The sequence below is a fragment of the Rhizobium sp. WSM4643 genome, from assembly GCF_025152745.1.
GTDB classification, from domain to species: Bacteria; Pseudomonadota; Alphaproteobacteria; order Rhizobiales; family Rhizobiaceae; genus Rhizobium; species Rhizobium leguminosarum_I.
The window spans coordinates 139724-151684 of sequence record NZ_CP104040.1 but is presented as its reverse complement, the minus strand read 5'-3'; the positions used below and the strand labels follow the sequence as shown (position 1 = coordinate 151684).

At 62.2% G+C, this 11961-nt stretch carries 10 protein-coding genes; 7 read left to right on the top strand and 3 right to left on the bottom strand.

Annotation, left to right across the window (positions count from 1 at the left end):
- Window positions 1-4: 4 nt before the first annotated feature.
- Window positions 5-904, bottom strand: coding sequence for a GntR family transcriptional regulator (locus N1937_RS00765; protein ID WP_017966849.1), 900 nt, complete (start codon window positions 902-904; stop codon window positions 5-7).
- Window positions 905-1244: 340 nt separating this feature from the next.
- Between N1937_RS00765 and N1937_RS00760 the strand changes: the two genes are divergently transcribed.
- The 7 genes from N1937_RS00760 to N1937_RS00730 all read left to right on the top strand — a co-directional run bounded on the left by N1937_RS00760 (window position 1245) and on the right by N1937_RS00730 (window position 9572).
- A complete protein-coding gene (locus N1937_RS00760; RefSeq protein ID WP_260057211.1) occupies window positions 1245-2747 on the top strand; it encodes a UxaA family hydrolase in 1503 nt (500 codons plus the stop codon).
- Between the two features lie 197 nt (window positions 2748-2944).
- Window positions 2945-3964, top strand: coding sequence for an aldo/keto reductase (locus tag N1937_RS00755; RefSeq protein ID WP_222296229.1), 1020 nt, complete (start codon window positions 2945-2947; stop codon window positions 3962-3964).
- Window positions 3965-3975: 11 nt separating this feature from the next.
- Entirely contained in the window at window positions 3976-4422 is a 447-nt protein-coding gene (locus N1937_RS00750; protein WP_017966846.1) for an RbsD/FucU family protein, read from the top strand.
- Window positions 4423-4630: 208 nt separating this feature from the next.
- Window positions 4631-5620 carry an ABC transporter substrate-binding protein gene (locus tag N1937_RS00745; RefSeq protein ID WP_260057210.1) on the top strand — a complete coding sequence of 330 codons (990 nt, stop codon included), beginning with the start codon at window positions 4631-4633 and terminating at the stop codon, window positions 5618-5620.
- A gap of 108 nt (window positions 5621-5728) precedes the next feature.
- Window positions 5729-7282, top strand: coding sequence for a sugar ABC transporter ATP-binding protein (locus N1937_RS00740; RefSeq protein WP_017966844.1), 1554 nt, complete (start codon window positions 5729-5731; stop codon window positions 7280-7282).
- Between the two features lie 27 nt (window positions 7283-7309).
- Window positions 7310-8284: an ABC transporter permease gene (locus N1937_RS00735; RefSeq protein WP_017966843.1), complete on the top strand. Its 975-nt coding sequence runs from the start codon at window positions 7310-7312 to the stop codon at window positions 8282-8284.
- Window positions 8285-8552: 268 nt separating this feature from the next.
- The gene (locus N1937_RS00730; RefSeq protein ID WP_260057209.1) at window positions 8553-9572 is read left to right on the top strand and encodes a zinc-binding alcohol dehydrogenase family protein; all 1020 of its coding nucleotides are present in this window, start codon (window positions 8553-8555) and stop codon (window positions 9570-9572) included.
- A gap of 387 nt (window positions 9573-9959) precedes the next feature.
- On the opposite strand, the gene N1937_RS00725 is transcribed toward N1937_RS00730, so the two are convergent.
- Complete coding sequence (locus N1937_RS00725) at window positions 9960-10685, bottom strand: copper homeostasis protein CutC (RefSeq protein WP_260057208.1); 726 nt, start codon at window positions 10683-10685, stop codon at window positions 9960-9962.
- Complete coding sequence (locus tag N1937_RS00720; RefSeq protein WP_260059030.1) at window positions 10682-11929, bottom strand: LysR family transcriptional regulator; 1248 nt, start codon at window positions 11927-11929, stop codon at window positions 10682-10684. Before N1937_RS00720 ends, N1937_RS00725 begins: the two co-directional genes overlap by 4 nt.
- Window positions 11930-11961: the final 32 nt, after the last annotated feature.

Sequence of the window (11961 nt, the reverse complement as noted above, 5' to 3'; positions counted from 1 at the left end):
CCCCTCACGCGCTCTCCGTCGCGATCTGCGGCAGGGATTGCAGCAGGGTCTGGCGGGCGGAATGCAGATGCGCGCGGCAGGCGGTTTCGATCGCCGCCTGATCGCCGGATTCCAGCGCTGCGATATAATCCAGATGTTCGTGGATGGCTCGCTCATTGCGCGCGCGGGCGGCGGTCTTGTTCCACTGGTAGTGATAGTGGAAGACGATGGCGATGGCGTCGTAGAAATCGGCGATGAAGCGGTTCTTCGAGGCGCGGTGGATCAGCAAGTGGAAGCGCTCGTCGAGAACGGAAAAATCCTTGAAGCGGTGGTTGATGTCGGCAAGCATGGTGTGATGTTCGTCGCGGATAGTGGCAAGATCGGCCCAGCTCTGATTATCCCTGGGAAGCCGGCCGAATTCGGCGGCGGAATGCAGCTCGAACATCTCGCGCACATCGGCAAGTTCGAGGGCGAATTCGCGGGTGAAGCCTTTGAGCGTCCAGTGGCTGTTCGGCCGTTTCTCGATGAGGCCGAAGCGGGAGAAGCGGATCAGGAATTCGCGCACGCTTGTTGTGCCGGTGCCGATTTCGCGGGCGAGCTCCAGCTCGTTGATCTGCATGCCGGGGGCGGCATCATCGGCAAGGATGCGCTGCATGAAGCTGCGCTCGATGATATCATGGAGAGAGTCGGTTTCTTCGGAGGGAAAGAGGTCATGGTCGGTGGGTTGGCGCAGCACGATCTTCTGGCGCTTGTTCCAGCGGATGATGCCTTCTTCGCTGAGCCGCGTCAGGATGGCGCGCGCCGTCGAGCGGCTGACGCCGAGCTGGGCGGCGATCTCCGGCTCCGAGGGCAGTGCGCTATCCCTGCGCAGCGCTGCGGCATACCTGTTGTAGGCTTCCTTGAAAACCGTATTCTGCCTTGCCACCAGACCCCGCTTTCCGCCCTCGTGGCCGTCGCCCGCTTCAAAGCAGGGCAGAACAGACCGGGGCTTGTTCAAACGACCTTTAGCTTAGTTCCGGTCGCCTGCGGCTCATTGCCTCCCTCGTCCACAGGATCAATATTCCCGTTGACTTGAAAATGTTTATTGTAGATAAAAAACAAAATCAATGCGCATTCGCCGATGCAGCGAGCGTTTCGCTAGAACAGGATGATTTTAGGTGGGATGGCCTGAAAATCTGAATCCTGTTCTAAATTAAAGAGTTAGAGCATGAAGTCGTCCGAAATCGCTGACACTTTTCGGCATCATGCTCTAGGGAGATAGAGACTTGGACAAACTGCCTTGGATCATCCTTTCGGCTGGCGACAATGTCGCGGTCGCAACGGCGGCAATCGCGCCGGGTTCGACGGTTGCCGGCATTCAGACCCGTGAGAAGATCGACCCCGGCCATAAGGTGGCGATAGCGGATATTCCGCTCGAGTCACCCGTGGTGAAATACGGGCAGGCAATCGGCCGCACCACGGCCGAGGTCAAGGCCGGCGACCATGTGCACAGCCACAACCTGCATTTCGAAAACGACCGGCTGGCGGCGACCGCCAATTCGGCGCCGGAAGCGGCGACGGTCGACGACGTGGGGCGCACCTTCATGGGCTATCGTCGCGCCGACGGACGGGCGGCGACACGCAACTATATCGGCATCATCGCCAGCGTGAACTGTTCCACCACGGTCTGTCGGGCCATCGCCGACGAGGCCAATCGGACGATCCTGCCGCATTATGAAGGCATCGACGGTTTTGTGCCGATCGTGCACGACCAGGGCTGCGGCATGAGCTCGACCGGCGACGGCATGAACGTGCTGCACCGGACGCTCGCCGGCTACACAAGACATGTGAATTTCGGCGGCGTGCTGATGATCGGCCTCGGCTGCGAGGTCAACCAGCTGACGCTCTACGGTCAGAGTGGGGCGGGCGCCTCGAAGCGGCATTTCAACATCCAGGATGCCGGCGGTTCGCGCCGCGCGGTCGAGCGCGCCATGGGCATGCTGCGCGAAATCGCCGCCGATGTCGGCAAGGAAAAACGCGTGCCGATGTCGATCGGCGAGATCATCATCGGCCTGCAATGCGGCGGCTCTGACGGCTTTTCCGGCATCACCGCCAATCCGGCGCTGGGTGTCGCGGCCGACCTGCTGGCGGCGGCCGGCGGCACGGCGATCCTGTCGGAGACTTCGGAAATCTATGGTGCAGAACACCTCCTACGCAGCCGCGCCGTCAGCGACGAGGTGGCAAAGAAGCTCGACGAGAAAATCGCCTGGTGGGAGGACTATGTCGCCCTGCACGGCGCCTCGCTCGACAACAACCCGTCGCCGGGCAACAAGCGCGGCGGGCTGACGACCATCCTCGAAAAGTCGCTCGGCGCGGTCGCCAAGGGTGGGCGCTCGCCGCTGACCGCGGTCTATGGTTACGCCGAGCGTGTCACGGCCCCCGGCCTCGTCTTCATGGACACACCAGGCTACGACCCGGTTTCGGCGACCGGGCAGGTGGCGGGCGGGGCAAATATGATCGCCTTTACCACTGGCCGCGGCAGTTGCTTCGGTTGCCGGCCGGCGCCGTCGCTGAAGCTTTCCAGCAATTCGGCGCTCTATGCCTCGATGGAAGAGGATATGGACATCGATTGCGGCACGATCGCCACGGGCGACGCGACGATCAGCGGCAAGGGCCGCGAGATCTTCGATCTGATCGTCGATACCGCCTCGGGCAAGAAGACCAAGAGCGAGATCTTCGGCTACGGCGACAATGAATTCGTGCCGTGGCATCTTGGTGCGACGCTATAATCTTTGTTTTTACGCAATTCCTGGGAAAACCGCTTCACACTTTTCCCGGGATTGATTTGAAGTACGCAATCCCGGTCGGAAAACCGCTTCACACTTTTCCTGGGATTGATTTGAAGTACGCAATCCCGGACGGAAAACCGCTTCACACTTTTCCTGGGATTGCTCCAAATAGTTCAGCTTCTTCGTGAGGAGGAATGATGAAGACGAGACGGATCGGCAAGACCAAGCTGGAGGTGACTGAAATCAGTTTCGGTGCGGCCGCACTCGGCGGTCTCTACCGCGACTGCCCGCGCGAGCAGGCAATGGAGACGCTGCAGGCGGCTTGGGACAGCGGCATCCGCTATTTCGACGTGGCGCCCTGGTATGGGCTCGGCCTTGCCGAGCGGCGGGTCGGCGATTTCCTGCGCGACCAGCCGGATGGCAGTTACGTGCTTTCCACCAAGGTCGGCCGGCTGCTTCGGCCGGTGCCGACCGGCACCGTGCCCGACTACAGCTATGTCAATCCTCTCTCCTTCGATGCCGATTACGACTATTCCTATGACGGCATCATGCGCTCGGTCGAGTTCAGCTATGCGCGCCTCGGCCTCAACCGCATCGATATTCTCTATGTGCACGATCTCGGCGTCTATACCCATGGCGCGGCGAAGAATGCGGTCCACCAGAAACAGTTTCTCGATTCCGGCGTGAAGGCGCTGGAGGAACTCAAGTCGTCTGGCGCGATCTCCGCCTTCGGCCTCGGCGTCAACGAAGTACCCGTCTGCCTCGACGTCATGCGCCATTCCGATCTCGACTGCATCCTGATGGCCGGCCGCTACACGCTGCTCGACCGCTCGGCCGTCGCCGAACTGCTGCCGCTCTGCCGAGAGAAGGGCACCTCGCTCGTCGTCGGCGGTGTCTTCAACTCCGGCATTCTCGCCACCGGCCCGGTGCCGGGTTCGCATTTCGACTATATGCCGGCCGATGACGACGTGCTTGCCAAGGTCGGCGCGATGGAGGCGATCGCCAAACGCCACGGGGTGCCGCTCGCTGCTCCCGCCCTGCAATTTCCGCTGCGTGAGGCGATCGTCGCATCGGTGCTGATCGGCACAGCCAAGCCGTCGAGCCTGACGCGCAACATGGAGATCGTCGAGCCGCCGCTTGCCGACGAGATCTATGCCGAATTCGAACCCTATACGCTGGTCGCGCCGCCGCTCGGCGCCGAAGCCGTCCGAGTCTGAGGAGAGATTATATGCTCAAGGGTATTCATCCGCTGCTTGGCCCCGACCTGCTCCATGCGCTGAAGACCATGGGACATGGCGACGACATCGTCATATCGGACGCCAATTTTCCCTCGGGCTCGATGGGCCCGCCGGTCATCCGCGCCGACGGCGTCAGCGCCACCGCGATGGCCGAGGCCATCCTGACCCATATGCCGCTCGACACTTTCGTGCCGGAAGCGGTGTGGCGGATGGAGGTGGTCGGCGATCCCGATGCGATGCCCGAGGTCTGCGCCGAGTTCCAGGAGATCGTGACGCGTCGCGCCGGCGATTTCCGCATCGTGCCGGTCGAACGCTTTGCTTTCTACGCGATGGCCCGCAAGGCCGCCTATATCGTCGCGACGACGGAATTCCGGCTGTACGGCAACCTGATTTTGAAAAAGGGCGTCGTCCATCCGCACGAGGTCGATCAAGCCTGATCCCTATTTTAGGGTATCGCGGTATTGAAATAAAATCAGTTGCTTGGCGGGAGTTTACCAAAGAAAAAAAGCCGGTTTGGCGCTCTTGCAATTTGATTGCGCCTCGGCTAGCTTCAATCGGCAAATGTTTTTTATCGATAAAAATCGTCCGCCTGCGTTCAGCGGCCGATTTATTTGGAGGAGAACGCACCCTGAGAGGAGAACCCTTATGAGTATCGTGAAATCCCTTCTGTCCCGCCGCGCCTTTACCGCGCTCGCAGGTGCCGCAGTTATCGCCACGGCGATGCCGGCACCGTCGTTTGCCGCCGATGTGACGATCCCGATCATCGTCAAGGACACGACGTCGTTCTACTGGCAGATCGTTCTGGCGGGCGCCCGCAAGGCCGGCAAGGATCTCGGCGTCAAGGTGCCGGAACTCGGCGCACAGGCCGAATCCGACATCAACGGCCAGATCAGCATTCTGGAGAACGCCGTTGCCGGCAAGCCGGCCGCCATCGTCATTTCGCCGACCGAATTCAAGGCGCTCGGCAAGCCGATCGATGAAGCGGCCAAGTCGGTTCCGATCATCGGCATCGACTCCGGCGCCGACTCCAAGGCGTTCAAGTCGTTCCTGACGACCGACAACGTTCAGGGCGGCCGCATCGCAGCCGATGGTCTGGCTGCCGCCATCAAGGGAATGACCGGCAAGGAAGAGGGCGAAGTCGTCATCCTTACCAATCTTCCGGGCGTCGGCTCGCTGGAACAGCGCCGCGAAGGCTTCCTGGATCAGGTGAAGACCAAACATCCGGGCCTGAAGGTCATTGCCGACAAGTATGGTGATGGCCAGGCAACGACCGGCCTCAACATGATGACCGACCTGATCACGGCAAACCCGAACCTCGTCGGTATCTTCGCCTCGAACCTGATCATGGCACAGGGCGTCGGCCAGGCGATCGCTGAAAACAAGCTCGGCGACAAGATCAAGGTCATCGGCTTCGACAGCGACGACAAGACGGTCGGCTTCCTCAAGGATGGTGCGATTGCGGGTCTCGTCGTTCAGGACCCCTATCGCATGGGTTATGACGGTATCAAGACCGCTCTTGCCGTCTCCAAGGGCGAGAAGGTCCCGGCAAATGTGGATACCGGCGCAAACCTCGTCACCAAGGCGACTATGGCCGATCCGAAGATCGACGCGCTGCTGAACCCGAAGATCAAGTAACGAAGACAGACAGGCCGCGCCGGATTCAAAAACCGGCGCGGCCTTTTCCATCCGTGCTATGTTTTGCGCTGGATGGAGAGCAGACGCGACATAAGGAGGAGAGGTCCCATGATCGGACTGGAAGAGGTCAGTCATCGCCATGATGACAGCGCCACGCTGAAAGAAGCCAATCGAATTCCCGCCGGATCGCCTATCCTTGAACTCAAGGGCTTGCAGAAGAATTACGGTCATGTGCAGGCGCTGAAGCCAGCGACGCTGACCTTTCTCGCCGGCGAAATCCACGCCATCGTCGGGGAAAACGGCGCCGGCAAATCCACCCTCATCAAATTGCTGACAGGCGTCATCACCCGCACGGCCGGCGAGGTGCTGTGGTGCGGCCAGCCGGTAGCGCTGTCGACGCCGAACGAGGCAATCGCGCGCGGCATCAACGCCGTTCACCAGGAAGTCGTGCTCTGCCGGCACCTGACCGTTGCCGCCAACCTCTTCCTCGGCGACGAGGTCAACCGCTACGGTCTGATGCGCAAGAAGCAGATGGTGAAGATGGCGCAGGCCGTGCTCGACGATCTCGGCTTCGGCCTTCCGGCAGGAGCGCTGTTGAGTTCGCTGACGATTGGCCAGCAGCAGCTGGTGGCGACGGCGCGCGCGGCCATGCGCGGCACGCAGTTTTTGATCTTCGACGAACCCACAGCCTATCTCACACGTCAGGAATCGGCGCAGCTTTTCAAGCTGATCCGCCGCCTGCAGGGCGAAGGCGTCACCATCGTCTATATCAGCCACCGCATGGAGGAAGTGTTCGAGCTTGCCGACCGTGTCTCGGTGCTGCGCGACGGCACGCATGTCGGCACGCGCCTGATCGGCGAGACCAACGACGCCGAACTGATCGCACTGATGATCAACCGCTCGATCGAACAGATCTACCACAAGGAAGAGATTGCGATCGGCGAGACGATCGTCCAGGTCAACGGCCTGAGTGGCCCGGGTTTCGAAGACGTATCGCTGAGCGTCAAGGCAGGACAGATCGTCGGGCTCTATGGCCTGATCGGCGCCGGGCGCAGCGAATTCGCGCTCGGGCTCTACGGCCGCCAGCCGACGACATCAGGCGATGTCCAATGGATGGGCAAGCCTGTCGATATCCGCAACGAACGCACGGCGATGGAGCTTGGCATTGCGCTGGCGCCGGAAAGCCGGCGCGACCAGGGACTTTGCCTCAACCTGTCGATCGGCCTCAACATCAATCTGCCGGTGTTCGGGCGGCTGAGCCACGGGCCGGTGATCAATCACACGCGCGAATCGGCCAATGCCGACAGGCAGATCCGCAATCTCAGCATCAAGACGCCGAGCCGGCGCGTTCCGGCCTCCAGCATGTCGGGCGGCAATCAGCAGAAGATCGTCATCGGCAAGTGGCTGAGCCATGGCGCAAGGCTTTTCATCTTCGACGAGCCTACCGTCGGCGTCGATGTCGGCACCAAGGCGGAAATCTACCGGCTCTTCGCCAAGCTTCTGAAGGAGGGCGCCGGCATCATCCTGATCTCCTCCTATCTGCCTGAGGTCTACGAACTGGCCGACCGGCTGCACGTCTTCCGCGCCGGCAAAATCGTCGCCAGCCATGATTTCCACGCGGCGACGCATGAAGAAGTGCTCAGCGAAGCGATCGGCGTCTGAGCCAAAAGAATAAGAGGGAGAAAATTCATGACTGCTACCCCCACCGAAATCGTCGCGCCGCCGCCGCGCCGGAAAATGAACATCCTGTTCGGCCTGACGCTGATCGGCCTGCTGCTCTTCCTCTGGGTCTTGCTCGGCATCTTTACCGTCAGCTTCTGGACGCCGCTCAACATCTCCAACCTGCTGCGTCAGGGTGCGATGACGGCAATTCTCTCGCTTGGCCAGACCTTCGTCATCATCACCGCCGGCATCGACCTTTCGGTCGGCGCCATCGTCGGTTTTTGCACCGTCATCATCGCCTGGCTGCTACAGGCGGGCGTGCCGCTCTGGGCGGCGATCGTGCTGACGCTGCTCATGGGCGTGGCGATCGGCGGCTTCCATGGCTTCGGCATCGTGCATATGGGCCTGCCGCCATTCATCATCACGCTGGCAACGCTGACATCGCTGCGCGGCATCGGCCTGCTGATCACCAACGGCTCGACGATCAGCATCACCAATGAGGGTTTCAGCAATTTCGCCCGCGCCGATCTGCTCAGTATTCCCAGCCTGTTCTGGATGGTCATCCTGGTGGCGGTTCCCTCCTTCATCTTTCTGCATCTGAGCCGCTGGGGCCGCTATCTCTTTGCGGTCGGCTCGAATGCCGAAGCGGCGCGCCTTTCCGGCGTCAACGTCAAGGGTATGATCTATCTTGCCTATATCCTGTCTGCCTCCTTCGCCGCCTTCGTCGGCGTGCTGCTTGCCTCGCGCATCGCGATCGGCAATGCGACGCAGGCCGACGGCTGGGAACTGCAGGCGATCGCCTCGTCGGTCATCGGCGGCACCAGCCTGTTCGGCGCGGTCGGCTCGGTGCATGGCCCGCTGATCGGCGCCTTCATTCTCGCCACCATCAACAACGGCGCGAACCTTCTGAACGTCAATTCCTTCTGGCAGCGCATCATCACCGGTCTGCTGATCATCGTGATCGTGTTCTTCGACCAGCTGCGCCGCCGCCGGAGCAATTGAGCGGCGAGCGGGAGATCGGCGTCTGCCCGGGAGAGCGCCGCCTGCCCCTCATCCGCCTGCCGGCACCTTCTCCCCGTTCTGACAGGGAGAAGGGGATATGCCGCAAACCTCTCCGTCCCTCGCCAGCATCCCGTTTGGCACGTCCCCTCTCCCCGTTTTTACGGGGAGAGGGCTAGGGTGAGGGGCAGATGTTTTCGATACGGCGCCACATCGGCGCGAGCCGGCCAGACAAACCGGCTTCCTCCTTTCGAAGAATGCGAGACCCGTCATGAAAGCAGTTCTTTGCCGGGAGCCCGGCGTGCTCGATATCGTCGAGCGTCCTTCGCCAGCGGCTCCCGCCGCCGGCTGGGTGCGGCTTGCCGTCAGCCATGTCGGCATTTGCGGCACCGATTACCACATCTTCGAGGGCAAACATCCCTTCCTCGAATATCCCCGGGTGATGGGGCATGAGATCTCGGCAACGGTGTTGGAAGCGGGCGCCGGGGTCACTATCGCAGTCGGCAGTCCCGTTATCGTCAATCCCTATCTCTCCTGCGGGCAATGTATCGCCTGCCGCCAGGGCAAGCCGAATTGCTGCACCAACATCAAGGTGCTCGGCGTCCATACCGACGGCGCCTTCTGCGAGGAGATTTCGGTTCCGGCCGAGAACCTCTATGCCGCCAAGGGCTTAAGCCTCGAAGCGGCGGCGACGACCGAATTTCTGGCAATCGGCGCCCATGCGGTGCGCCGTTCGATGACCGACCCCGGAGCGCGGGCGCTCGTGATCGGCGCCGGGCCGATCGGGCTTGGGGCGGCGATCTTCTCGCGCATCGCCGGCCATGAGGTGACGCTGCTCGACACCAGCGCGGAGCGGCTGCAGATGGCATCCGAGCGCTTCGGCTTCACCTCCGGCATCGTTGCCAACGAGGCGACAGCGGAGACCGTCCGGGAAAAGACCAATGGCGACGGTTTCGACGTTGTCTTCGACGCGACGGGTTATGGCCCTTCGATGGAGAAGGCCTTCTCCTTCGTCGCCCATGGCGGCGCACTGGTGCTGGTCAGCGTCGTCAAGGACGATATCCGCTTTTCCGATCCCGAATTCCACAAGCGCGAGATGATGGTGATCGGCAGCCGCAACGCCACCCGCGTCGATTTCGAGCATGTGGTGGATTCGATCGTCAAAGGGCTGGTGCCGGTGGACAAGCTCATCACTCACCGCACGACGCTTGCCGATGCACCGCGCGATCTCGCGCGCTGGGCGCATGAGAAGAACGGGCTGATCAAGGCTGTGATCAGTATTGGTGGCTAGGGCAATTTCGGGAACGATCAGAAGCGGCTGAGTTCTGTTCGAGACCACGGCTGTCCGGTTCGCGCTTGTGGCTGCCCCTCACCCTACCGGGCGTGCCTTGCGAGAGCGAGCGGGGAACGGATAGGGCGCGGCATATCCTCTTCTCCCCTCGGGGAGAAGGTGCCGGCAGGCGGATGAGGGGGCCACACGGCACCACCCCTCCCATCATAACCTATCCCGCGACGCCGACTGCAACGCCCTGAGACAACACGAGCTGGTGAACCCCCGCATGGAAGTTGGGAAAGACCGGCTTCGCCGGCCCCCTCATCCGCCCTACGGGCACCTTCTCCCCGCTGGGGAGAAGAGGGAATCGAGATGTTGCGGCATATCCCTTCTCCCGCAGTCGGGCTAACCCGCCGCCTCAATCGCTCTGCGCATCTCCCTGACAATAGCGACATCCGTCTTGTTCATACTCCTCGCCTCGAAGCCGAAGGCGACGGCGCGTGGATCGGTGCTTTCGACCGGCGAGCTGCAGGAACCGTGGACCTCGCGGGCGCCGGTCGCCTGCAAGATCTCGCCGACATTGGCGGGGCGGATGCCGCTGCCGGGCATGATGGCGATGCGGCCGGCCGCCTTTGCCGAAATACGCTTCAGCGTGTCGAGACCGTCTACCGCCCTCAGCGCGCAGCCGGAGGTCAAGATGCGTTCGCAGCCGAGTTCGATCGCCTGCTCCAGCGCCTGATCGGCATCCGGCACCAGATCGAAAGCGCGATGCAGCGTCGAGCCGAGGCCGGCCGCATGCACCTTCAAACGGTGGATCAACGGCATGTCGAGCGTACCATCCGGCCGGTTGGCGCCGATGACGACGCCGGCAAGGCCAGCGGCACGCACGGCATCGATATCGATCATCATCGCCTCCTCGTCTGCCCCGTCGAAGATGAAGGGGCCGGCGTGGGGGCGGATCATCGCGTAGACCGGAATGGAGGCCCTGGCGGCGATCCGCATCAGGCTCGGCAGCGGCGTCAAGCCGCCGAGTTCCAGCGCCGAGCAGAGTTCGATGCGCCCGGCGCCACCTTCGATCGCGGCGGCGAGGCCCTCGGCGCTGTCCACGCATACCTCAAGCAAGATCGTCACGCTGCAGTCTCCCTGGCTCCGGCATCCGCCGGCCTTATGGTTCGTACGACGGATTCCGACGTAATTCTCGCCGCCGCCTCGATGATCATTGTGCAGGCATCGGCGGCGGCTTTGCGATGGTTGAAGGCGACGTGATAAGACATCGGCAGATGCTCGTCGAGATCGACGATACGCACCTTGTCGGCGATCGGCATGGCGCTGACCCGGCCGAGGAAGGAGACGTAACCGTGATTGGCGACGAGGTCGACGATGACAGGCAGCGAATCCGCCGCGGTGATATCCTGGCCGCGCAGGCGCCGGTTTGGCGCGCGCTCATAGTTGAAGGCCATGGCCGCATGGCCGAGGCCGGTGCGCAGGCTCGGCATGCAGATCGGGTGGCCGGCGACGAGATCAGCGACGCTGGTCTCGTCGCTATCAGGCGGTGCGATCACCACCATGTCGGTCTGCAGCAATTCGCGATGGCGGAAGTTTTCCAGCCCGAAGACCGAATCCAGGATAGCGACATCGATGCGGCCGCTCTTCAGCGCCTCGCGCAGATCGTCGGCGGTCATCGAGACCAGCGAAATCGCGTTGTTGTTGCGGCGCAGATTCCATTCCGAAACCAGCGTGCCCAGGCAGCGGGCCACCCAGCTTTCCGATCCGGTCGGGATGATCGAACCGATGCGCAGCGACCGGGCGGTACGCCGATAACGCTCATCGGCCGACGATTTGAGATCGTTCCACGCCTGGCTGATCGCCATGAAGATCAGGTAGGCGCGCCTGCCCTCCTCCGTCAGGACCGACCCCTGCGCCTGCCGCTCGAACAGGCGATGGCTCATAAATTTCTCAAGATTGGCAAGCTGAAGCGAAAGCTGCGGCTGACCGAGGCGCAGGCGGCGAGCGGCCCGGTTGATGCTGCCTTGGTCGGCAACCTCCAGAAAACGCTCCATGGTGACGATCTTGACGGGAATGCGGGATGCCCACGCCTCGTCGATCTCGGCGCCGGCGCCGTCGTGACCGGCCCATTGACCGAGCTCACCGATCGCAGCCATGATCGGCTCCAAGCCTTCCAGCACCCTGCCGCTCGCAATCAGCGTCGCCAGCTCGCCGGAGGCACGTTCCGTCAGCTTCATCGCCAGTTCGGTCTCGAGATTATGGATTGCCGCCGAGACGGTGGAGGGCGACAGCTGGAAGCGCCGCGCGGTCTCGCGGACCGAACCGGAGGTCAGGACATGGCTTGCAATGAACAGGGCACCAAGATGCAAACGGTCAACTCCGGAAAGCGCTGGAAAAACCG